Annotated in this window: 19 protein-coding genes; 5 read left to right on the forward strand and 14 right to left on the reverse strand. The window is 60.8% G+C overall.

All coding sequences use genetic code 11. The features are described 5' to 3' along the window. Nucleotide 1: 1 nt before the first annotated feature. A complete protein-coding gene (locus tag KGP25_RS17335) occupies nt 2-2,242 on the reverse strand; it encodes an EAL domain-containing protein (RefSeq protein ID WP_048226192.1) in 2,241 nt (746 codons plus the stop codon). A gap of 351 nt (nt 2,243-2,593) precedes the next feature. On the opposite strand from KGP25_RS17335, the gene KGP25_RS17340 reads away from it, so the two are divergent. Then, nucleotides 2,594-2,782, forward strand: a complete 189-nt coding sequence (locus KGP25_RS17340; RefSeq protein WP_021241815.1) for a YfgG family protein — start codon at nt 2,594-2,596, stop codon at nt 2,780-2,782. Here the strand turns inward: KGP25_RS17340 and KGP25_RS17345 are convergent. Then, nucleotides 2,779-3,669 (reverse strand): LysR family transcriptional regulator, encoded by an 891-nt coding sequence (locus tag KGP25_RS17345; protein ID WP_223539351.1) that lies wholly within the window; start codon nt 3,667-3,669, stop codon nt 2,779-2,781. The genes KGP25_RS17340 and KGP25_RS17345 overlap by 4 nt on opposite strands. Before the next feature lie 97 nt (nt 3,670-3,766). On the opposite strand from KGP25_RS17345, the gene KGP25_RS17350 reads away from it, so the two are divergent. The 3 genes from KGP25_RS17350 to KGP25_RS17360 are packed head-to-tail and all read left to right on the forward strand — an operon-like array spanning nt 3,767 to nt 6,270. Further along, on the forward strand, nt 3,767-4,996 hold the full coding sequence (locus KGP25_RS17350; RefSeq protein WP_223539352.1) for an MFS transporter: 1,230 nt from the start codon (nt 3,767-3,769) through the stop codon (nt 4,994-4,996). Between the two features lie 51 nt (nt 4,997-5,047). Beyond that, on the forward strand, nt 5,048-5,515 hold the full coding sequence (locus tag KGP25_RS17355) for a DUF6130 family protein (RefSeq protein WP_063622244.1): 468 nt from the start codon (nt 5,048-5,050) through the stop codon (nt 5,513-5,515). A gap of 11 nt (nt 5,516-5,526) precedes the next feature. Then, nucleotides 5,527-6,270 (forward strand): alpha/beta hydrolase, encoded by a 744-nt coding sequence (locus tag KGP25_RS17360; protein ID WP_223539353.1) that lies wholly within the window; start codon nt 5,527-5,529, stop codon nt 6,268-6,270. Nucleotides 6,271-6,323: 53 nt separating this feature from the next. Here the strand turns inward: KGP25_RS17360 and iolB are convergent, their stop codons facing one another. The 10 genes from iolB to KGP25_RS17410 form a co-directional block, all read right to left on the reverse strand. Next, a complete protein-coding gene (iolB, locus tag KGP25_RS17365) occupies nt 6,324-7,148 on the reverse strand; it encodes a 5-deoxy-glucuronate isomerase (RefSeq protein WP_223539354.1) in 825 nt (274 codons plus the stop codon). Nucleotides 7,149-7,157: 9 nt separating this feature from the next. Further along, nucleotides 7,158-8,048, reverse strand: coding sequence for a myo-inosose-2 dehydratase (gene iolE / locus KGP25_RS17370; RefSeq protein ID WP_115875984.1), 891 nt, complete (start codon nt 8,046-8,048; stop codon nt 7,158-7,160). An 11-nt stretch (nt 8,049-8,059) separates the two neighbouring features. Beyond that, nucleotides 8,060-9,964 (reverse strand): 5-dehydro-2-deoxygluconokinase, encoded by a 1,905-nt coding sequence (gene iolC, locus KGP25_RS17375; RefSeq protein WP_223539355.1) that lies wholly within the window; start codon nt 9,962-9,964, stop codon nt 8,060-8,062. 12 nt (nt 9,965-9,976) lie between these two features. Beyond that, nucleotides 9,977-11,110 carry a Gfo/Idh/MocA family oxidoreductase gene (locus KGP25_RS17380; protein WP_032646810.1) on the reverse strand — a complete coding sequence of 378 codons (1,134 nt, stop codon included), beginning with the start codon at nt 11,108-11,110 and terminating at the stop codon, nt 9,977-9,979. Between the two features lie 8 nt (nt 11,111-11,118). Then, on the reverse strand, nt 11,119-12,147 hold the full coding sequence (locus KGP25_RS17385) for an ABC transporter permease (RefSeq protein ID WP_008502116.1): 1,029 nt from the start codon (nt 12,145-12,147) through the stop codon (nt 11,119-11,121). A gap of 11 nt (nt 12,148-12,158) precedes the next feature. After that, nucleotides 12,159-13,706, reverse strand: coding sequence for a sugar ABC transporter ATP-binding protein (locus tag KGP25_RS17390; RefSeq protein WP_223539356.1), 1,548 nt, complete (start codon nt 13,704-13,706; stop codon nt 12,159-12,161). Between the two features lie 54 nt (nt 13,707-13,760). Continuing rightward, complete coding sequence (locus KGP25_RS17395; RefSeq protein WP_223539357.1) at nt 13,761-14,690, reverse strand: sugar ABC transporter substrate-binding protein; 930 nt, start codon at nt 14,688-14,690, stop codon at nt 13,761-13,763. A gap of 31 nt (nt 14,691-14,721) precedes the next feature. Beyond that, entirely contained in the window at nt 14,722-15,708 is a 987-nt protein-coding gene (gene iolG / locus KGP25_RS17400) for an inositol 2-dehydrogenase (RefSeq protein WP_047745161.1), read from the reverse strand. Nucleotides 15,709-16,009: 301 nt separating this feature from the next. Continuing rightward, the gene (gene iolD / locus KGP25_RS17405; protein WP_223539358.1) at nt 16,010-17,935 is read right to left on the reverse strand and encodes a 3D-(3,5/4)-trihydroxycyclohexane-1,2-dione acylhydrolase (decyclizing); all 1,926 of its coding nucleotides are present in this window, start codon (nt 17,933-17,935) and stop codon (nt 16,010-16,012) included. Nucleotides 17,936-17,946: 11 nt separating this feature from the next. Continuing rightward, nucleotides 17,947-19,452, reverse strand: coding sequence for a CoA-acylating methylmalonate-semialdehyde dehydrogenase (locus KGP25_RS17410; RefSeq protein ID WP_223539359.1), 1,506 nt, complete (start codon nt 19,450-19,452; stop codon nt 17,947-17,949). Between the two features lie 291 nt (nt 19,453-19,743). On the opposite strand from KGP25_RS17410, the gene KGP25_RS17415 reads away from it, so the two are divergent. Then, entirely contained in the window at nt 19,744-20,577 is an 834-nt protein-coding gene (locus KGP25_RS17415; protein ID WP_023344667.1) for a MurR/RpiR family transcriptional regulator, read from the forward strand. Between the two features lie 82 nt (nt 20,578-20,659). Here KGP25_RS17415 and KGP25_RS17420 read toward each other — a convergent pair whose 3' ends face one another. Continuing rightward, on the reverse strand, nt 20,660-21,040 hold the full coding sequence (locus tag KGP25_RS17420; RefSeq protein ID WP_023617688.1) for a DUF1641 domain-containing protein: 381 nt from the start codon (nt 21,038-21,040) through the stop codon (nt 20,660-20,662). Continuing rightward, nucleotides 21,040-22,236: an FAD/NAD(P)-binding oxidoreductase gene (locus KGP25_RS17425; RefSeq protein ID WP_223539360.1), complete on the reverse strand. Its 1,197-nt coding sequence runs from the start codon at nt 22,234-22,236 to the stop codon at nt 21,040-21,042. Before KGP25_RS17425 ends, KGP25_RS17420 begins: the two co-directional genes overlap by 1 nt. Between the last annotated feature and the right edge of the window lie 6 nt (nt 22,237-22,242).

Raw genomic sequence — 22,242 nt, forward strand, 5'->3', positions numbered from 1 at the left:
TTCAGGCGTCCGCGCAGGACGCCTCCGTTTCCAGCAGTGATTCCAGCGGCGCTGGCCTGCCAATCAGATAGCCCTGCACATAATCGATGCCTAGCGCGTGAACCGCGCTACGTATCTCCTCGGTCTCGACATACTCTGCCACCACCAGCATCTTCTTCATGCGCGCCAGATGGCAGATAGACGCCACGATCTGATAATCCAGGCTGTTGTTGACGATATTGCGGATAAAGCTGCCGTCGATCTTGAGAATGTCGGCATCCACGCTTTTCAGCCGCGCATAGCTTGCATAGCCGGTCCCGAAATCATCAATTGCAATGCGTACCCCCATTTTCTGCAACTGCTGGAGGATGTGTAGCGCCTGCTCCCCGCTGCCGAAGGTGCTGCACTCCGTCACCTCAAAAATCAGCTGCCACGGCTCAATGGCGTATTTCGCCAGCAGGCGACTCACCTCAAGCGGGAACGGCACCCGGCATACGGTTGAGGGGGCCAGATTAATGGCAAAACGCTGGCCGGGCAGGCTCTCGCGATGCGCGGCCAGGAAGCGCAGCGTATGCTCAAGCACCCACAGGTCCACCCGGGAGGACAAACCAAACTCCTGCGCGACAGGCAGGAACTGGTCGGGAGAGATCAATAGCCCGTTTATATCCGGCATCCGCAGCAGGACTTCGTGATAGCGATCGCCACGCAGGCCGCGAACGGGTTGAACCAGCAGGGTGAATTCGTCGTTATCGAGCGCCTTTTGCAGGCGGCTCATCATCGCGACTTTATCCTTCAGGCTGCGCTGCAAATGGACGGCACCACGCTGCTGAAGATTTTCCGGATGGTTTGAGGAGAGTGACAGATCGGCCACCACCCCCAGCTCACCCAGCACCAGATAAAGATGGTTAACCGGGGACCGGACATAGCAGTAGCTTACGCCCACCTGCGGCTGCAGCGGCATGCCGTCCCAGACAAAGCGGAACTGCTTGATATGCTCGTCCAGGGTTTCAATTCGCTGCTGGTGCGATTCCGCGTTGAGCCGCACCGCCATGTCATACCCGGTGAGGTGATACACCTGCTCGTTGGGCTGGAGGGTACCGTTTACCCACTGCGCCAGCTGCTGTTTGTACAAAATACGCAGCAGCACGCCGTAATTTCGGCCCAGAATTTCCAGCTCCGGAATGCGCAGCAGGCAGAGCGCCGACCACGGATTCTTCGCCAGATCGCGCGACAGCGCCCGCAGATTAGGCATATGGACGACCGGGTCGAGCAGCGCCAGCCTGCGGGAGCGTTTATTCACGGCGCGCTGGCGAGTCGCCAGCATCGACATATAAATCACCACAAACGAGAAAACCAGGTAACTGGACGAGGTGATCGCCAGCTGAATGTCATACCCCTGGTTCAGCGGGATATAGTGATAATAGTAGTGAATAGACACCAGCAGCACCGGCGTCCAGATCAGCGATATCAGCTTATAGCCAAAACGCATCGCGCCCCAGAGCATCACCGGCATCAGCAGCGACAGGGTATAGTTTGTGGTGAATATGGAGCTGTTTTCATTCATCGGGAGCAGCAGCAGCGTAAGCAGCCCGCCTAGCGCAATCGCCCACAGCACAAACTCAGCGACCGTCACCTTTTTGTCTATCTGGGCACGGATCTGCGAGAGAAGACTTTTGATATAGCGCGGATGACGAATCAGGCGGATCAGCAGATAGCTCAGCGGCACGCCCGTCAGCCCGCTGACCAGCAGCGCCTGGTAGTTGATGAGCGTACGAATGTTAAGAGGGTTCAACCCCGCAAGGCTCTGGCGGCTCTCATACACGCCCAGATACACGGCAAACTGAAACAGCACCAGAAACAGCGTCGCGGGGCAGAAGGCCTGCCAGAAGATGCGCTGCGCCATCAAGCGGATGTCGCCGTACGCCGTCATATTGCGTCTGGGCGCAAACACCCGGTAGCCGCCCCAGCTGAGCACTAAAGGGACGATAAAATGGAGCACACCGGCAACCGTTTCAAACATCCCGACCGACGGGTAATAGCGGATAAACAGGGATAATACGATCCCGGGCAGCGCTTCCAGGCCAAAGAACATCATCAGCGAAAGCAAAAATGAGAGCGGTAAATAATAGAGTGCCACAATGCCGTCGCCCAGCTGCGTAAACGTATTCGCGACGCTCAGCGCGGGAAGTAAAACCACAGGTAAAATAAGCGGCAATGCCCACCAGCGGTTTGCATTGTTTTTCAGGAAAGCGAGAATAGTCATAGATGCCCGGTTAAACCCCTATCGCTCCAGAGGGAAATAAAGACAGGCATCCAACCTGACGTACGCGCCACCCGGCAGCATGTCGGGCGAACAGTGTGGAGGAAGGATTTTAAATATCAGGGCCGGGAATCCGTTGACATAAATCAAACTACTTTACGCAAATAACATTTTGTGGCGTTTTTTCGCCATCTTTTTCTTCATATTATCAATATGGTAAATGCGTTGATTAATTTCAATAACATTAATTAATGTAAACATTGACGGTTATTTACACATCACAGAATTGACCCCACCTTCCCGCTGTGCCTTAATATCCTTATCGCCCGGAAGGGCTTATCCAGGAAAAACAGAGTGAGTCAGGTCACGCGTATGCGCAAACGACATCGATTTAACACCCGAATGACCCGCATCATACTGCTCATCAGCTTCCTGTTTTTCTTTGGCCGCTTCGTTTACTCTTCGATTGGCGCCTGGTACCACCATCAGGATAAAACCCAGTCGCAGCAATCCAGCCTGACCGTCGACACCGCTGACCGCTAAACCGCCGAAGGCTGTTGCACGAGCCGAATAAGGGCCGCGATCCCTTTGCTGAGGATTTTATCCTGCCGCATGACTACCGCCAGCTGCCGCTGCAGCATGGGCATCAGCGACATCACGCATAGCCCTTCGCGATCGACCTCCTGTTCCACCGCCATGCGCGGCACGATGCTGTAGCCCAGCCCTGCGCGAACCATCCGTTTGATCGCCTCGATGCTGCCAAGCTGCATCACCGGCGCGATCGCTAAACCCTGGGCGGCAAACCAGCCGTCGATCAGCGCCCGGGTCCCACTGCCTGATTCAAAGGCTATCAGCGGATGAACGTGCAGCGCGGCTGGGGTGAAGTCCCTGAATGCAGCCTGCTGTTCCCTTGAAGCGATAAAGACAAACTCTTCGTCCATCACCGGCATCACGTCCAACGCTCTGCCACTCACCGGCAGCGTGACCAGCCCCATATCGAGACGGTTCTCTTCGATAGCTCTGACGATGTCGAGGGTGTTGCCCGTCGTCACCCCCACGCTCAGGAGCGGATAGTCGCGGCGTAGCTCCTCCAGCAGCGGCGGCAGAAGATGGATGCAGGCCGTTGCCCCCGTGCCAAGCGTAATGGTGCCGCTTACGTCGTGGCTAAACGCATTCACGGCCCGGATGGCGTCATCCACCACCTGCTGAATACGCTCCCCGTGCGCCAGCAAGGTTTCTCCGGCAGCCGTCGCCTTAATCCCTCGTCCGGTACGCTCCACCAGCCGCGTTTGCAGAAACTGCTCCAGCTGGCGTATTTGCAGGCTGACGGCGGGCTGGGAGAGACCCAGCACGTCCGCTGCCGCTGAAAAACTGCCGCGCTGGATCACCAGACGGAAGGTGGCGAGATAGCCCAGATTAAGCGTCGTCATTCAAAGTTTCTCTTATACCGCGCATAAGGTTGCGGCCCTGCCAGCACAATACCGCGCCCGTTATGCTCAGGACAACTGCATAGCGGAATGAACACTCATGGAAACACCTGCCCTGCCACACCGCCTCGCCCTCACGGCCGGGTGCAATCAGCTCATCAACTGGGGGATCTCGTTTTATATGCCCGGCACCTTTGCGCTGGCCATTTCAGCCGACCGGGGATGGTCATCACCGCAGATTTACCTCGGCCTGACGCTGGCGATGCTGGTGATGGCGGCGGTTTCCCCTTTTGTCGCCCGCCTGCTGGCACGCTTAGGCGGTCAAAAGGTGGTGATGGGCGGAACGCTGCTGATCGCCGCAAGCTGCGCCTGTATGGCGTATACCCGGACGCTTTATGGCTGGTACGGCGCCTGGCTGATCACGGGCGTGGGAATGCGCCTGTCGCTGTACGATGCGCTGTTCGCCGCACTGGTCAACCTCTACGGACAACAGGCGCGAAGAACAATCTCGCGCGTCACGCTGGCGGGCGGGCTGGCCTCCGTCGTCTTCTGGCCGCTGGGCGATGCGCTGCTTCACGTGATGCGCTGGCAGGACGCATTACGCATTTATGCCCTGCTTGGCCTGCTGAGCGCGTTGCTGATTCGCACGCTTCCCCGGCAGCGGCTGACGGTGACGACGAAAATCGCCGCACCGCCGCTGAACAACGAGCGCCGAAACGGCTGGCTTTATGCCGCCTTCATTGCCCTCATCACCTTTGTCTCTAACGGCACCTCCACCCATCTGCCGGAGTTTATTGCCCACTACGGCCTGCCGGTCGCTATCGGCATGCTGTGGGGAATCGGCCAGACGGGCGCGCGCTCGCTGGAAGTGCTGGCGGGGGCTCGCTTAACGCCCTTCACGTTAACGCTTTTTACCGCTCTCGCCATGCCGCTCTGTTTTCTTGTTGGGTTGAGCAGCGCCCTGTTTGTCTGGTGTGCGGCCGGCTTTGTGCTGGTCTATGGGGCCATCAACGGGCTGGTTACCCTTGTCAAAGCCACCCTGCCGCTGGAGCTGTTTAGCGCGGAAAGCTATGCCCGCCGCACGGACATGCTGCTTATCCCCGGCCAGCTGATGGCCGCAGCCTCACCGTATGCCTATGCGTGGCTAAATAAAACGCTGGGGATCGCGGGTGCAATGGGGGTATCGACGGGCCTGACGCTGCTGATTGCCGGGCTGGCGATAGCCATTGTGCGCCGTCCCGGGAGGCAAACTGTATCGCACTGTATCCCGCGGGCCACGATGACAAACGGGTACAAAACGCCCCCTCCGGCAAATATCTCCGATACATAAAAATGGTTTTCTTTCCCTGTCGCCATTGAGAACTGATGAGGAGAGAGAGCAATGATTCGTCGCTACGTACTTTTCCCCCTGCTTGTCCTGACATCCGTCGCAGGTGCCCAGGCCACTCCCCTGGACAATCTGAGCGCCGCGGACGTTAACGGCCCCGCCGCCGTTGCCCCGCTGGCGCAGCCGCAGCCGCCTGCAAAACTGATCGTCGATCCGCCGCTTGCCGGGCCGCTGAGCAAAGGCGCGGTGTTTATCCAGTACCGCGCCGAAAACCTTCGCATCGAGCCGGTATTCGGGCCCGACGCGCTCAAGGTCACCCCGCGCATCGGGCACATTCACGTGGTGGTGGATGACGCGCCGTGGCACTGGGCTGACACCAGCGGAGAGCCGGTGATCCTGGTGGGGCTGCCCGCCGGTAAACACAAGGTGACAATAATTCTGGCCGACCCGACGCACAAGCCGCTCGACCACAAAACCGTTGAATTCACCGTCCCGCCCCACGCGGCGGTCCACCATTTTTAAGGAGTCTGAAGATGAAAGCACTGTCTGTAGTCACGGCAGGCCTGCTGGCGCTTTCCGCCAGCGCCTTTGCACAGAGTAAAACCAGCGTCGTGCTGGTCCACGGCGCGTTTGCCGACGGCAGCAGCTGGAATAAGGTCATTACCCTGTTGCAGAAACAGCACGCAGAGGTCATTGCCGTCCAGCTGCCGCTCACGTCGCTAAAAGATGACGTTGCCGCCACAAAGCGGGCCATCGCCCGCGCGCGGGGTGACGTAGTGCTGGTGGGTCACTCCTGGGGCGGCACCGTCATTAGCGAAGCGGGCAACGATGCGCGGGTAAAATCGCTGATGTATGTGGCGGCTTTCGCGCCGGACTCCGGCCAGTCGACGGCGGACCTGGCAGGAAGCTACCCTGCACCGCCGGGCAGCGCGGGCATTGCCAAAACAGCGGACGGCTATTTATACCTGCCGACGGAAGCCGTCAGGAAGGATTTCGCGCCGGACGTGAAACCGGGTGAACAACAGACCATTGCGGCCACGCAGGGGCCAATAAAGGGCGAAGCTTTCGCAGAAAAAGTGACTCACGCCGCGTGGCACAACAAACCGAGCTGGTATGTGGTGAGTCAGAATGACCGGATGATTAACCCGGCGCTTGAACGCGCGATGGCGAAGACGATCCACGCTAAAACCACCGAGGTGGCGGCGAGCCACGTGTCGATGGTGAGCCAGCCGCAGATCGTTGCCCGGACGATTGAGCAGGCGATTGAAGCAAAGTAATTTTTTGCGAATTGTAGGCCGGGTAAGCGCAGCGCCACCCGGCAAAAACAGCCTCAGCGCCCGCCATCCGCGGGATAATCCCGATTAATCCAAGCGTGGTCCTCTTCCCAGGTGAACATCCATTTGCGCACCGGCCCAGCCATCACGTTGAGATAATAGCTGTCATACCCGGCCATCGTCGCCACCGGGTGGTAGCCCTTCGGCACCATGACCACGTCACGGTTGTAGACCGCCATACACTCATCCAGCGCTCTGTCGTCGGTGTAAACCCGCTGCATGCAGAACCCCTGCTCCGGATTGAGGCGATGGTAGTAGGTCTCCTCCAGGTAAGTCTCCTGGGGCGGGTTATCCGTGTCGTGCTTGTGGCTCGGGTACGAGCTGGTGCAGCCCTCGTTGGTCCAGACCTCCACCACCAGCAGGCTGTCGGCGGGCTTGTCTTCCGGCAGAATGTTGTGCACGTAGCGCTGGTTATGGCCCTTGCCGCGCGCCTCAGCGTCGATATCCTGCGGCGCAATCAGCCGCGTCGGACAGGTGCCCTTGCCCGGCGCAGCGCAGACCGCCAGCTCCAGCGTCGTCAGCGCCTTCACCTGCACCGTCTCCTGCGGAGTGATGTACACCGCCCAAGGCTTGATGCGCTCGAACGGGCTCATCCGCTCGCCGATGTCGTTAAACTGCGCGGAAGGCGTGCTGATGGAGGCGCGCCCGGCGACCAGCACCAGACAGCGCTCTTCGCGGACGGCGGGCAGCGTCAGCGTCTGCCCCTCCTGCAGCTCATACACCTCAAAGCCGACGTACCCCCACCCTGCGCTTTCCGGCGTGACGGACTGGGTGCGTCCCTCCGCGTTCGGCTGTTGCCAGCGTGATAACAGACGTGACATGTCACCTCCTCAAATCAGTCCGGCGTCGCGCGCCAGACGGCTCAGATTGTTATACCCCAGACGGGCGTAGGTCAGCGGATGGGCAATGGCCGGATCCTGCTCCGCCTCGACCACCAGCCAGCCGTGATAGTCCTGCGCCTTCAGCAGCTGCATAATCGGCGGATAATCCACGCAGCCGTCGCCCGGCACCGTAAACACGCCGCTCAGTACCGCATCAAGGAAGCTGGTTTTGCGGTTTTTCACGTCCGCCAGCACGTCGGCGCGCACGTCTTTGCAGTGAACGTGGTTGATACGCGACGCCCAGCGCTGCGCCACCGCCAGCGGATCGGCCCCGGCAAAGGTCAGATGACCGGTATCAAGCAGTAGCCCCACCGCGTCGCCGGTGTGGGTCATCAGGTTGTCCACGTCGTCGGCGGACTCAATCACCGTGCCCATATGGTGATGGTAGGCAATCTGCACGCCCTGCTGCTGGGTGTAGCGGGCAAATTCGGTAAGCTTCTCGCCGTACTCCTTCCAGCGCGACTGCGGGAAGCGCGGGCGCAGGTGCACCGGGGTCTGCTGCTCGCCGTGAATGCAGCCGCTCACTTCCGCAAAGACCAGCACCTTCGCCCCCAGCTCGCGCAGGAGCGTCAGGTGGGGCTGCACGGCGGCGATCTCCTCCTCCACGCTGCGCTCCAGCAGGCGGCCGGAATACCAGCCGGAGACCAGCTGCAGGTCGTGGCGCTGCAGGATGGGGCCGAGCAGGCGCGCTTCGCGCGGGAATTTATTGCCCAGCTCGAAACCGGCAAAACCGGCCTCTTTACCTTCGCTCAGGCAGGTCTCCAGCGACGTCTCCGCGCCGAGTGAAGGCAGATCGTCGTTTGTCCACGTCAGCGGGTTAATGCCCAGTTGTACACTCATTGTCGTCTCCATTATGCGTGTCCGCGCTCGCGCCACCAGGCGATAAGCTGCAGGTAGTTGTCCCGGATGCGCGCCACCAGGTGCGCATCGTCAATATCGTGCTTCAGCCACGCGCGGGAGGCATCGCCGAACAGCGTGCGCCCTACGGCGAAGCCTTTTACTACCGTCTGCCCCGCTGCGGCCCTGAAGTCGGCGCGCAGCTGTTCCGCCGGAGCGTCCAGGCCGAGGATCACCACCCCGCGGCAGTGCGGGTCCCGGCGTTCGATAATCTCGCTCAGCGCCGTCCAGCCCTCCGCTGAGAGCGGCGGCAGCTTCCACCAGTCGGGATAAATGCCGAGGTTGTAGAAGCGGGAAATGGCGCGCAGGTAGAGCTCGTCGCTGCGCGGCATGGTCGCAGGCAGGATCACCTCCAGCAGCAGCTCGTGCCCGGACCGGCAGCAGGCGTGATACACCTCGGCAATTTTCTGCTCCTGCTCCAGGCGCAGGCCGTGAGCGTCTTCCGGATGGAAAAAGACCAGGCACTTCACCACGTGCTCCTGTGGCCAGCTGATGAGCTGGGTGCCGATGTTGCCATGCTCCATCTCCAGCGGACGCGAGCCCGGCAGCTCAATGGGGCGACCAATCCACCACCCCTCGCCGGTGATGGCGTTCAGCGCGTCCTGACCAAAGGTGCCGTCGCACAGCAGGCCGGCTTTGCCCTCCAGCCCGGCCCGGCTCGCCGCCTCGCGGCTGGCCTGCAGGATCAGCTGCTTCAGCGCCGGAATGCGCCCGATCGACGCGCCGCACTGCAGCGCCATCTCCTCAAGCTGGCTGCGGTGATCGAAGGCCATTACGCACAGCTCCGGCCACTCGCGGCGGCGGGTGGTCACCCGGTGGAGGTGGTTCAGACGCGGGTCGAGGTCCGGGCGCGGCACATCCGCAGCGCGGGAGAGATAGTCATCCAGCTCGATTTTGCTCGGCATCGCCGGGGCGCAGCCGTGGCGCGAGACCACCAGCGCGCCGCAGGCGTTGGCATAGCGACACGCCTGCTCCCAGCCCTCGTCGTTCAGGTAGCCGCGCAGCAGGCCGGACATAAACGCGTCCCCCGCGCCGAGGACGTTCAGTACCTCCACGCGCACGCCAGTCACCGTCAGGCCGTCGTCCAGCCGGGGTGGAATGGCGTCGGTATAGACCGAGCAGCCGAGGGCGCCGCGCTTGCAGACCAGCGTTGCTTCACTCACGGCACGCACCTGCCCCAGCGCCTGCAGGGTCTCCGTGCTGCCGCCCGCAATGTGAAACTCCTCCTCGGTGCCGACAATGACGTCGAAGAGGTGCAGCACCTCCTGCAGCTCGCGGGTGACCTTATCGGCGGCGATAAAGCGCGTTTCACCGTCGCCTAAGGAGGTCAGCCCCCACAGCACCGGACGGTAGTCGATGTCCAGCACCGTGCGCACGCCGTGACGGCGGGCATAGCCCAGCGCCGTCAGCACCGCCTCGCGGGTCTGAGGATGAGAAAGGTGAGTCCCGGTGATGGCAAGACAACGTGCGGAGGCAATGTAGCTTTCGTCCACATCGCTGGCCGTAATGGCCATATCCGCGCAGTTATCGCGATAAAAAATCAGAGGAAAGGTGTCCCGGTCTTTAATGCCGAGTAGCACCAGCGCCGTGAGGCGGTCTTTATCAGTAATCAGATGGCTGGTATCGCAGCCCACCTGGTTAAGCTCTTCCCGCAGGAAGCGGCCCATATGTTCATCGCCGACGCGCGCCAGCATCGACGAGCGCAGGCCCTGGCGCGCGGTGCCGTACGCCACGTTGCCGGACGAGCCGCCGAGGTATTTGGCAAAGCTCGACACATCCTCCAGACGGGCACCAATCTGCTGACTGTAGAGGTCTACCGCCACGCGGCCCATGCATATCACATCAAACTGCTTTTCCACGTTGATACCTCATCAGACAATGTCGTTCACGTTCAGCCAGCGGCCTTCCCGGTGCGAGAGCGCGATCGCGTCCAGCACGCGCGACACCTTCCAGCCCTCTTCGAAGTCCGGCCACATCGGCGCGTCGGCGGCAATCCCGTCCACCAGGTCGCGCACCTCCACCGTTTTTTGATCGTTAAAGCCTATCCCGTGGCCTGCGCCCATGCAGAACGCGGCGTAGTCCGGGTGTGCAGGGCCGACGAGTAAGGTACGGAATCCCTGACGGTTCACCGGATCGTCATGCAGATAGAGCTTCAGCTCCGCCATGCGCTCCTGGGTGAAGCTGATGGCGCCTTTCGTCCCGGTAATGACGTACGACAGCCCCATCTTGCGGCCGCAGGCGACGCGGGAGGTTTCAATCACGCCCTGCGCCCCGCCCGCGAAGCGCACCATCGCGTGGGCCTGATCCTCGTTTTCGACGGCAACCATGTCCGACGAGCCGGCCTTCGCCGGGCGTTCCGGGACCACGATCTTCAGGTCGCCGCAAACCTGCTCAATCTCCCCGACCAGGTACTGGGCCATGTTGACGATATGCGCCGCCAGGTCGCCCAGCGCCCCCAGCCCGGCGGTCTCTTTAAAGCAGTGCCAGTGAATGGGCGAGCGCGGGTCGGCCATATAGTCTTCGTTGTGGGTGCCGTAGAAGTGGATCACCTCGCCAATCTCGCCGCGGGCAATAATCTCCTTCGCCAGCTGCGCCGTCGGGTTTTTCATGTAGTTGAACCCCACCAGCGTTTTCACCCCGGCCCGCTTCGCGGCGTCGACCATCTCGCGCGCGTCGTGGGCGTTCAGCGCCAGCGGCTTCTCCGAGTAGACGTGCTTGCCGTGGCGGATCGCCTCCAGCGCCATCTCTTTATGCAGATGGTTGGGTGAGCAAATATCCACCACGTCGATCGCCGGGTCGGCCACCAGCGCCCGCCAGTCGCCGGTGGAGCGGTTGAAGCCAAACGCCTGCGCGCGCGCTGCCGCCAGCTCCGGCGTGACTTCCGCCACCATCTCGCGCACCAGCCTGCCGCGCAGGTTGAACACCGTCGGGGCCTGGGCATAGGCGATAGCGTGCGCCTTGCCGATATACCCGGTGCCAATCAATCCAATACGAACCTCTTTCATCGTGATCCTCACAGTGCGCCGCGACGGCTCTTGGCGTAGGTATCAAACGCCACCGCCAGAACGATAATTAATCCGGTGATAATCTGCTGGTAGTAGGCCGAGACGTTCATCAGCACCAGGCCGTTAATCAGAATCCCCATGATGATGGAGCCGATAATGGTGCCGCCGATGCGCCCGTAGCCGCCCATCAGCGAGGTGCCGCCAATCACCACCGAGGCGATGACGCGCAGCTCAAAGGAGATCCCGGCCACCGCCTCAGCGCTCCCCAGACGCGCGCTCAGAATGAAGCCCGCCAGCCCCGCCAGGCAGCCGATCAGCACGTAGACGCTGACCAGCACGCGCTTGACGTTCACTCCCGCCAGGCGCGCCGCCTCCGGGTTACCGCCGATGGCGTAGACGAAGCGGCCCCAGCGGGTTTTATGCAGCGCCAGATAGCCGCCGAGGGCGACAATGGCGAAGATCCAGATCGGAATGGAGATGCCGAGTAGCTCCCCGCGCCCCCACCAGCGGTAGCCCTGATCGAAACCGGCAATCGGCGCGCCGTCGTTGATAACCAGCGTCAGGCCGCGCCAGATGGTCATCCCGCCGAGGGTCACGATGAACGGCGGCAGGCGCAGGCGGGTCACGCCCAGACCGTGCAGGAAGCCAATCGCCGTGCCCATCGCCAGGCAAATCCCCAGCCCAATCAGCCAGCTCATGCCGCCCCAGGCGTTCGGGTCGACGGTGGTGAAGTTGTCGCCCTTGATCACGTACGCCGCGGTCATGGCGCAGACCGCCAGAATAGAACCCACGGAGAGGTCAATCCCGGCGGTCAGGATGACAAAGGTCATCCCCACGGCCATGATCCCGTAGATGGAGACTTCGGTCAGGATGTTGAAAATATTGCGTTCAGAGAAAAAATTACTGTTCTGCGACTGGAAGAAGATCAGCAGCAGGATCATGAAAATCAGGACCCCGAAGCGCTCGAAGAAGGCGATGGGATCGATGCGTCCGGCGCGTTTGACCGGGGCCTGCGTTTTAGAAATCATCTGCGTCATGAGAAACTCCGTTATGCCGCGTTCAGGGCGTTGTGGTTGATGGCCATCATCGTCATCAGCCGTTCTTCGTTAGCGTCGTCACCGTGGATCTCGCCGGTCACCCGGCCTTCGCTGAGGGTGATGATCCGGTCTGACACCGCCATCACTTCAGGCAGATCGGAGGAGATCACGATCACCGCCACGCCCTTTTTCGCCATGTCAAACAGCACCTGGTGCACTTCCGATTTGGTCCCCACGTCGATGCCGCGCGTCGGCTCATCAACGATCAGCACCCGCGGGTTGAGCGCCATGCAGCGCGCGAGGATCACTTTTTGCTGGTTACCGCCGGAGAGCTTGCGCACCTCCTGCGCGCTGTTGACCATTTTGATCTGCAGCGCCTTGCGGTAGGACTCGATCAGATCGTCCTCTTTGCGGGTGTTCACGAACCAGCGCCACTGCAGCAGCGAGGAGAGGCAGGAGAGCGACAGGTTGTCGCGAATCGACAGCCCCAGCACCGCCCCCTCTTTTTTGCGGTCTTCCGGCACCAGCGCCACGCCCTGGTCAAGGGCATAGAGCGGGTCGCGCGGCTGGTACGGTACGCCATCCAGTTCAAAGCTGCCCGAGGTAAAGGCATCTGCGCCAAACAGGCAGCGGGCCACTTCGGTGCGCCCAGCGCCCACCAGTCCGGCAATGCCTAAGACCTCCCCGGCGTGAACGTGGAAGCTGATGTCGTGCAGGGCGATGCCGTGCGGATCCAGCGGCGGCTTTTCGCGGCTCAGCCCCTTCACCGCCAGGCGGACGGGTTTGTCCTCATGATGGGTTTCGCTGGCGGGACGACGGTTAAAGGCCACGTCGCGCCCGACCATCAGGCGGATCAGCTGTTCGACGTTGGTCTCCGCCACCGCACCGGTGCCGGTAAAACGGCCGTCCTGGAAAACGGTGAAGCGGTCGCAGAGCTGGAAAACTTCGTGCAGGCGGTGGGTGACATAGATAATGCTCACGCCACGGTTTTTAAGCTCGCGCACCACGCGGTGCAGGCTTTCCACCTCGCTGTCGCTCAGCGCGGCGGAGGGTTCGTCCATAATGATGAGCCTGGCGTTGAGGGTCAGCGCCCGGGCGATCTCCACCATCTGCTGCTGGGCCACGCTCAGGCGGGCGACCGGGGTGGTCGGCGCAACGTTCAGCTGCAGATAGTCGAGAATGACCTGCGCCTCCTGATTGACCGCCTTTTCGTCGACGATCAGGTTACGTTTACGCGGCTCGCGCCCGAGAAACATGTTTTCCGCGACGGTCATGTTGGGCAGCAGGTTGAATTCCTGATAGATGGTGATAATGCCCTTGTTCTGCCGTTCCACCGGGGAGTCGTCCACCGGCAGCGTTTCGCCGTTGAACCAGATCTCCCCGCGGGTTTGCGGCTGCGCCCCCGCGAGCGCCCTCAGCAGCGTGGATTTACCCGCCCCGTTTTCCCCCAGCAGGGCGTGGATCTCGCCCGCGCCGACGGTCAGCTGGGCGCTGCTTAACGCCCAGACGCCGGAAAAGCTTTTTGCCAGGTCGGTCACTTTCAGTAAGGGTTGCGACATCGGTCTGCTCCTCCTTTAGAGTGAGCCGCCGCGCCAGCGGCGGCTGCGGATAAATCAGTTACCGGCCTCACCGATACGCTCAGCCTGCTGCAGGTTTTCTTTGGTGATCAGCGTCGGCGGGTAGTCGGCACCGGTAATGGCTTTTTTCTCGCGCACGTTGGCCACCAGCTGGCTCATCGCCGTCTGCACCGCAAAGCCCGGACGCTGATCCGCCGTCACCGCCAGCCAGCCGTCGCGCACGCGGGCCAGCGCTTCCGGTACCGCATCAAAACCGGTGACCAGAATTTCGCCCGGCTTCACGCCCTGGCTCTGCAGGGCTTCAATCGCCCCCAGCGCCATGTCGTCGTTGGCGGAGAGGATCACCTGAGGACGCTTCGGCAGCGAAGGCAGCACGCTTTCCACGATGCGCATCCCTTCAGAACGCATCCAGTTGCCGGTCTGATCGGCGACGATCTTGTACTTATCCCCGCCCGCCTTCAGGCTGTCGCGGATCCCTTTGGTGCGTTCGATGTTGGAGGAGGAGCCCGGCTGGCCGGTCAGCAGAATGATCTCCGCCCCGTCGGGGAATTTGGTTTTGACGAAGTCGCCAATCGCCTGGCCGCCTTTGTAGTTGTTGGCGCCAAAGTGCGGCACCTTCTTCTTGCTGTCGACGGAACGGTCAAGGGTGACCACCGGCAGCTTCGCATCCTGAATTTCATCCACCGCGCTGGAGACCGCGTTCACGTCGTTCGGGGAGACGATAAAGCCCTGCGCCCCGCGGGTGATGGCGTTTTCCAGGTCAGCCACCTGCTTCGGTGAACTGCCCTGCCCGTCCAGTACCTGAAGCTTCACGCCCATCTCTTTTGCGGCTTTTACCGCCGTGCGCTGCATGTGAACTTCAAACGGCATGGCCAGGTTTGGCGTACTGAAAACAATTTGCTCGTTTTCGGCGAGGGCGGCCCCGGACGTCATGGCGATGAGGACGGCTACGATCAGTTTTTTCATTATTATGTCTCTCTGTGTAGGGTTGTGGTGTTTAGAGGACGATCTCGCGCTGGCTGCGCAGTGACTCCAGCGCTTTATCCGCAAGGTACAGCGCACGTTCACCATCATCGCCGCTGCAGTCAGGCACCGCTTCGCCGCGCAGGACCGCGACAAAGTGTTCCCATTCCGCGGCGTAAGCGGATTTGTAGCGCTGCAGGAAGAAGTGTTCCGGCAGCGCGCTGGTGCAGCCCTGTTTGCCGTAGTGCTGCACCTGGTTTTCCAGAATGTTGCCCGCGCACAGCAGCCCTTCGGAGCCGTGCAGCTCCAGACGCTGGTCGTAGCCATACGAGGAGCGGCGGCTGTTGACGATGGTCGCCATCGCGCCGGAAGCGTATTTCAGGACGATAAACGCGGTATCGATATCCCCCGCCTCGCCAATCGCCGGATCCACCAGGTTGCTGCCCTGGGCATACACCGACACCGGCTCTTCGCCCATGATGAAGCGGGCCATGTCAAAATCGTGAATGGTCATATCGCGGAACATGCCGCCGGAGACGCGCACGTACTCCGCAGGCGGTGGAGACGGGTCGCGGGAGATGATCAGCAGCGATTCCGGCTTGCCGATGCGCCCGGCTTGCACGTCGGTTTTCACGCGGCGGAACTGCGGGTCAAAGCGGCGGTTAAAGCCGATAAACAGCGGCACGTCATACTCTTTGACCACCTTCAGGCAGTCGCGCACGCGGGCGAGGTCGAGGTGGACCGGCTTTTCACAGAAGATGGCCTTGCCGTGGCGGGCGGCCATTTCAATCAGGTCCGCGTGGGTATCGGTGGCGGAGGCGATCAGCACGGCGTGAACGTTAGGGTCGGTCATCGCTTCATCCAGGCTCTGCTGGCGGGCCTGATACTGCGTGGCGAGGCGGGTGGCAAATTCCTGATTCGGGTCAACCACGGACCAGAGCGTGGTCGCGCCGTGGCTGGCGATGTTAGCTGCATGTACCTGGCCAATTCGGCCAGCGCCCAGTAAAGCAATGTTAAACATAACGGCTCCCGGTGTTGGTGAATGCTGTGAACTAACGACCCTATAAATAAAACATTTATTTCATTTTTATAAATAGTGAAAATTATGTTTTTGAGTGCGGGTTAACACTTTTGAGATGAATGAGATAAATTTTGTTATCAATCTCACAACATGGGAGGACATACAGCAGCTCCCCTCACCCCGGCCCTCTCCCCAAAGGTGCAAGGGAGAAAAGAGTGCACCACACCATCCCCTCTCCCCTTTGGGGAGAGGATTAGGGTGAGGGGAAAATGAAATGAAAATTTCGTTACGACGGAAAAACTTAATACTGACGGGCTTTTTTCACCTGCGCCTGCGTTTGCTCCGCGGCTTTACGCACGGCAGACGATTCCGCCACCTGCGCATCACCGGTTCGCCACCAGGAGGCGTAGTCGTGGGTCATTGTCTTCGGCAGCACCTTGATGTCCAGCAGCGTGGGGCCAGGATGCGCGCGGGACGCCTCCAGCGCCGCCAGCAGGGTTTGCTCGTCGTGCACCCGCCACGCGCGACAGCCGTAGCTCTGCGCATTTTGCGCGAAGTCGACCTTCACCAGCGGACCGTCAAGCCGTCCGGTTTCCGGATTGCGATGGCGGTTTTCCGTGCCAAAGCTGCCCATGCCGTGCCCCATCTGCAGGTTGTTAATGCAGCCGAAGCTGGCATTATCAAACAGCAGAACGGTGACCTTAATGCCCTCCTGAACGGCGGTTTGCAGCTCGGAGTGCAGCATCATGTAGGAGCCATCCCCCACCATGGCGTATACCGGCTGCCCGGGTCGGGCAAGCTTCGCGCCGATGGCTGCCGCAATCTCGTAGCCCATGCAGGAGTAGCCGTACTCCAGGTGATAGCTGTCCGGCGTTTTGACCTGCCAGAGGCGCTGTAAATCGCCCGGCAGCGAACCGGCCGCGCCCACCACGATGGCGTTATCTTCAATATGCTGGTTGATCAGCCCCAGCACCCGCGTCTGGGTCAGGCGGGTGTTGAGCGTCTCGCCGTACTCCGCCAACTGCGCGTCCAGGTGCCCCGCCACTTCTGGCGCGTCGTCCGGACGCCACTGGCGATCCCACAGGCGACGGCACTCGTCGCGCCAGGCGGATTTCGCCTCAGCGATTGCCTCTCCCCAGCCGCTGCGGTAATCACCAAGCGCGTGGGTCAATGCCTCGAGCCCGGTTTGAGCGTCGGCAATCAGCGCCGTGGCGTCCACCTTCAGGGCGTCAAACTCGGCCACGTTCAGCAGCAGGAATTCGACATCCGGATGGGAAAAGAGCGCCTTGGAGCCGGTGGTAAAGTCGGTCAGGCGCGTGCCGATGCCAATCACCAGATCAGCCTGCGGCGCGAGCTGGTTGGCCGCCATTCCGCCCGTCACCCCTACGCCACCGAGGTTAAGTGGGTGGTCACTTACCAGCGCCCCCTTTCCGGCCTGGGTTTCGGCAAACGGCAGCTGCAGCGTCTCGACAAAGTCGCGAAACGCCTCATGTGCGCCGGAATAACGCACCCCGCCGCCGCACACCACCAGCGGACGACGCTTGCGGGCGATCAGCGCCCGCGCCTGCGCCAGACGCTGCGGATCGGGCGGACGGCGCTCGATGTGGTGCACGCGACGCGCGAAGAAGCTCAGCGGGTAATCCCACGCTTCCCCCTGCACATCCTGCGGCAGGCAAATCGTCACCGCACCGGTATCTGCCGGGTCAGTAAGCGTTCGCATCGCGCTGAGCATCGCGCTCATCAGCTGCTCGGGGCGGTTAATGCGATCCCAGTAGCGGGAGACCGGACGGAAACAGTCGTTGGTGCTGATGCTGAGGTCGTGATACTGCTCAATCTGCTGCAGCACCGGGTCGGGCTGGCGGCTGGCATAGATATCGCCCGGCAGCAGCAGCAGCGGAATACGGTTCGCCGTGGCGGTTGCCGCCGCCGTGACCATATTGGCGGCGCCCGGCCCGACGGAGGAGGTGACGGCAAAGATGCGCTGACGACGGTGCTGTTTGGCAAATCCCGTCGCCATATGGGCGATGCCCTGCTCGTTGCAGCCCTGCATCACCTGCAGATGACCGGGATCCTGCTCCAGCGCCTGGCCGATACCCAGCACGTTGCCGTGCCCAAAGATGGTGGCGACGCCCTCCACGAAGGGCGTTTCGTGACCATCCACGCTAACGTACTGTTGATTAAGGAACCGGACCAGCGCCTGGGCCATGGTCATACGTTCGGTTTGCATAACGCCTCCTGTCAGCCCAGCGTCGGCATGGAGAACGCAGCGCCTGTCTCCTGCTGCATTTCCGGCCAGCGCGCGGTGATGGTTTTCATTCGGGTGTAGAAACGCACGCCGTCGTTGCCGTGGACGTTGAGCGCCCCGAAGATGGAGCGCTTCCAGCCGCCGAAACTGTGGAATGCCATCGGCACCGGGATTGGCACGTTGACCCCCACCATGCCCGCCTGAACCTCTTCGCAGAAGCGACGCGCGCAGCCGCCGTCGCGGGTGAAGATTGCCGAGCCATTACCATATTCATGGCGGTTAATCAGGTCCACCGCGCTGGCGTAATCTGCTACGCGCACCACAGAAAGCACCGGACCAAAAATCTCTTCTTTATAGATGGTCATCTCCGGGGTGACGTTATCGAACAGCGTCGGCCCGACGAAATAGCCCTGCTCGTGGCCCTTCACGCTAAAGCCGCGGCCGTCCGCGCGAAGCGTCGCCCCCTGTGCTTCCCCGCTGTCGATGTAGCCCAGCACCTTGCTACGGTGCGCGGAGGAGATGAGCGGCCCCATTTCGTTTTCCGGCGACTGGTCGAGCCCCGGTCCGACGCGCAGCGCGGCAATCTGTTTTTCGAGCCGGGCGCAGAGGTCATCGGCGGTGTTATCCCCCACCGCCAGCACCACCGAGAGCGCCATGCAGCGCTCGCCCGCCGCGCCGTAGGCCGCGCCCATGATGGCGTTGGTCGCCATCTCCATGTCGGCATCCGGCATTAAAATGCAGTGGTTTTTCGCACCGCCCAGCGCCTGGCAGCGCTTACCGTGGGCGGACGCGGTCTGGTAAATGTATTCCGCAATCGGCGTGGAGCCGACAAAGCTCACCGCCTGCACGCGCGGGTCGGTCAGGAGCACGTCAACGGACTCTTTATCGCCCTGCACCACGTTGAAGACGCCGTCCGGCAGGCCGGCCTCTTTCAGCAGCTGCGCCAGCGCGAGCGCCAGAGAAGGGTCTTTTTCCGACGGTTTCAGCACGAAGGTATTCCCGGTCGCCAGCGCAATCGGGAACATCCACATCGGCACCATCGCCGGGAAGTTAAACGGCGTGATCCCGGCGCAGACGCCGAGCGGCTGCATCAGCGAGTGACTGTCGACGCCGGTCCCGACGTTCGCCGAGTGTTCGCCCTTTTGCAGATGCGGAATACCGCAGGCAAACTCCACCACTTCCAGGCCGCGGGTCAGTTCGCCCACCGCGTCGGAGAAGACCTTGCCGTGCTCTTCGCTGATGAGGCGGGCCAGGCGATCCATGTTCTCTTCCAGCAGCGCTTTGAAGCGGAACATCACGCGCGCGCGCTTAAGCGGAGCATGACGCGCCCACGCCGGAAACGCCTGCTGCGCGGCGGCAATCGCCTGCTCCGTTTCCTCTGCCGTACTCATCACCACCTGGCGGATCTGCTCGCCGGTGGCCGGGTTGAAGATCGCCTGAACGCGCTGGCCTGAACCGGTGACACATTCGCCGTGAATAAAATTCGCTACCGTCTCCATCCTTAACCTCTCGCTGTTGATACGTGACTGTGACCTGAACACTGTGTACTGACCACTATATATGAAACAAATATTCCATTTTAAGTTGAAATAAAATAAATGATGATTATTGTGATCAAGGATGGATTTTTATGTTAACAGCCAGCACCACTGACGCCGCGTGCGCTATTAAGGGATTTCGGGCGAGGAAATGACTGAAGTTTCTGTTTCATTTTTGCTGCCAGATGGATGGCCGACATTTAAAAGACGCGGTTTTGCGTTTAGAATCATATGACTGTATTGGGGGAAAAGATGACGACAGCAACCAGCCTGAACGAACTGCAGCAGCAAATCCGCGATCGCTACGATAGCCTGAGCAAGAGGCTGCAGCAGGTCTCCCGCTACGTGCTGGACAATACCAACAGCGTGGCCTTCGATACGGTTGCCGTCATTGCCGAGCGCGCCGACGTGCCGCCTTCGACGCTGATCCGCTTTGCCAACGCCTTTGACTTCACCGGCTTCAACGAAATGAAACAGCTGTTTCGCATGAACCTGGTGGAGGAGACCGCCAGCTACAGCGACCGCGCCCGTCTGTTCCGCGAGATGGAGAGCGAGGCCGTGCCGGAAACGCCGCTCGATATCCTGCAGGAGTTTGCCCGCTCAAACGCGCAGGCGCTGCAGCAGCTGGCCGCCCGCGCCGAACCAGAGATGCTGGAGCGCGCGGTACAGCTGCTGGCCGACGCCGACACCATCTACATCGCCGGACTGCGTCGATCCTTTAGCGTCGCCGCGTACCTTACCTATGCCCTGAGCCATCTGGAGTGCCGCCCTATCCTGCTCGACGGCATGGGCGGGATGCTGCGCGAGCAGATCAGCCGCATTAAGGCACGCGACATTGTGGTGTCGATCAGCTTCTCACCGTACGCGGAAGAGACGGTGATGGTCAGCGAAACCGCCGCCAGCGTTGGCGCGCGGCAGATTGTGATTACGGACAGCCAGATAAGCCCGCTGGCGACGTTCAGCGATCTCTGCTTTGTGGTGAAAGAGGCGCAGGTGGACGCGTTTCGGTCTCAGTCGGCGACGCTGTGCCTGGTGCAGTCGCTGGTGGTGGCGCTGGCGTATCGGTTGGGTGGCGGGGATAAATAGCCCACGGTACCGCTCAACAGGCCGGGTAACATAAACCCGCTACCCGGCATAATCGCCGTTTCCGGTGTACATCCGCCCGATCTTAGCGGTTTTCGATCTCAGGACACTCAGGATAGCTGACCGAAGCGAGGGCATTTAGACGCTGCCCCGTAATCTGTAACACGCGCAGCAGAAGCATGATGCCGCGTCGGGTATCAGGGTCGTTGAGCATAGTGAACACCTGACGAAGCGAGATATCCCCTTCCCGGTTAACCTGCTCCCCCCACGCCATGCGTAGCGCGGTTCCCCCTTCCCAGCCGACGGTCACGACATCGTCAAAAACGCCAGCCAGTTTTTCGACCATCGCGTTATCGGCCATTTCCAGCAGGTCTGCGACGACGGCAAGCAGATCAACCAGATTATTCAGGCGATTGCCCGCCATAAGCGGGGCAAGGCTTTTTAGTAACTGTTCCTGGTCACTCATCAGAACATCCCCCTCACGACGCCCCAATACAGTCCACGGTTAAAACCGTTTCGCAGCATGCCGCCGAGTTTTGTCGCCGGCATGGGGGTCACGTCATTGCGATAGTCATATACCAACGGCATGCCGGCCCAGAGCCCCATCTGCGCGACGGCCTGAACCCGTCCATCATAATGGTTACCACTTCCGGGCAGTCTGCCGTAGAGCTCCGCCACAATGTTGTCAGCAATGACGGGCGCCTGGTTGTGGCACGACCCTCCCGCTTTACTGATCGGCAGATCGACGGTATCGCCGATCACATATACGCCTTCTAAACCGTAGACGCCCAGCGTCTGGTGATCCGTCGGTAGCCAGCCTTCCCCGTTCTGAACCTCGCTAAGCCCGGTATCACGCACCGCGTCGACTGCCCGGATGGGCGGCGTTGCCATCAGGATGTCGAAATTCTGTGAATCGCCCTCGGCGGAATAGGCAATTTTGCTGTCAGGATCGACATGGCTTAAGGTAAAACCACGCTGATGCTGTATTCCTTTGGCGGCAAAAATATCGCCAAGCGCCTCCCCCACCGGACGTTGCAGGAACAGGCAGTTTCGCAGCAACTGCGCGACGGTCGGATAGGTATAAACAATCTCAACCTGATTACGTACGCCGCGCTGACGCAAATAGTCATCAACCATCAGCGTGGTTTCAATGGGGGCGATGCCGCACTGGTGGGGCACATTCGGCGTTTCCGGGAAAGAGACGGTAATAAAAATTCGCCCCTTTTCAATGGTGGCGAGCTTATGCGCTAGCTGTCTTGCCGCCGCATATTGATAAAAATGATCACCCGCGTCGGCAAGGCCAGGGATTTTTTGTGTAAAAGGTGTGCAGCCGGTGGCGATAACCAGCAGGTCCCAGTCGTAATGTCGCTTACTGGCCCCGTACAGTCGACGCTGCTTAAAATCGAAAGATTCAATCCTGTCGGTAATAAATTGAATTTCCGGACTCAGTAATTGCCGTTCAGGCCGGGCCAGTTCATGGTGATGGAAGAGGTTAAAGGCGACGTACATAAAGGCGGGTTTGTAGTAGTGCACTGGTGATTCGGAAATCAGTACCAGCTCTACCTGACCGGCAGCAATTTCACGTCGTAATTTCCTGGCCAGCAGGTTGGCAACAATGGTTCCTCCCGTGCCGCCGCCGACAATCATTATGCGGTTTTTCATTCCTTT

The sequence above is a fragment of the Enterobacter sp. JBIWA003 genome, from assembly GCF_019968825.1.
Classification (GTDB): Bacteria; Pseudomonadota; Gammaproteobacteria; order Enterobacterales; family Enterobacteriaceae; genus Enterobacter; species Enterobacter quasiroggenkampii.

Bases quoted from the DNA above. Each gene is read 5' to 3' on its own strand.
- iolE (WP_115875984.1), bottom strand. From the start codon at position 8,048: ATGAGTGTACAACTGGGCATTAACCCGCTGACGTGGACAAACGACGAT.
- KGP25_RS17415 (WP_023344667.1), top strand. From the start codon at position 19,744: ATGACGACAGCAACCAGCCTGAACGAACTGCAGCAGCAAATCCGCGAT.
- KGP25_RS17335 (WP_048226192.1), bottom strand. From the start codon at position 2,242: ATGACTATTCTCGCTTTCCTGAAAAACAATGCAAACCGCTGGTGGGCA.
- iolG (WP_047745161.1), bottom strand. From the start codon at position 15,708: ATGTTTAACATTGCTTTACTGGGCGCTGGCCGAATTGGCCAGGTACAT.
- KGP25_RS17425 (WP_223539360.1), bottom strand. From the start codon at position 22,236: ATGAAAAACCGCATAATGATTGTCGGCGGCGGCACGGGAGGAACCATT.
- KGP25_RS17360 (WP_223539353.1), top strand. From the start codon at position 5,527: ATGAAAGCACTGTCTGTAGTCACGGCAGGCCTGCTGGCGCTTTCCGCC.
- KGP25_RS17355 (WP_063622244.1), top strand. From the start codon at position 5,048: ATGATTCGTCGCTACGTACTTTTCCCCCTGCTTGTCCTGACATCCGTC.
- KGP25_RS17350 (WP_223539352.1), top strand. From the start codon at position 3,767: ATGGAAACACCTGCCCTGCCACACCGCCTCGCCCTCACGGCCGGGTGC.
- KGP25_RS17380 (WP_032646810.1), bottom strand. From the start codon at position 11,110: ATGAAAGAGGTTCGTATTGGATTGATTGGCACCGGGTATATCGGCAAG.
- KGP25_RS17395 (WP_223539357.1), bottom strand. From the start codon at position 14,690: ATGAAAAAACTGATCGTAGCCGTCCTCATCGCCATGACGTCCGGGGCC.
- KGP25_RS17345 (WP_223539351.1), bottom strand. From the start codon at position 3,669: ATGACGACGCTTAATCTGGGCTATCTCGCCACCTTCCGTCTGGTGATC.
- KGP25_RS17410 (WP_223539359.1), bottom strand. From the start codon at position 19,452: ATGGAGACGGTAGCGAATTTTATTCACGGCGAATGTGTCACCGGTTCA.
- KGP25_RS17390 (WP_223539356.1), bottom strand. From the start codon at position 13,706: ATGTCGCAACCCTTACTGAAAGTGACCGACCTGGCAAAAAGCTTTTCC.
- iolD (WP_223539358.1), bottom strand. From the start codon at position 17,935: ATGCAAACCGAACGTATGACCATGGCCCAGGCGCTGGTCCGGTTCCTT.
- KGP25_RS17420 (WP_023617688.1), bottom strand. From the start codon at position 21,040: ATGAGTGACCAGGAACAGTTACTAAAAAGCCTTGCCCCGCTTATGGCG.
- KGP25_RS17385 (WP_008502116.1), bottom strand. From the start codon at position 12,147: ATGACGCAGATGATTTCTAAAACGCAGGCCCCGGTCAAACGCGCCGGA.
- iolB (WP_223539354.1), bottom strand. From the start codon at position 7,148: ATGTCACGTCTGTTATCACGCTGGCAACAGCCGAACGCGGAGGGACGC.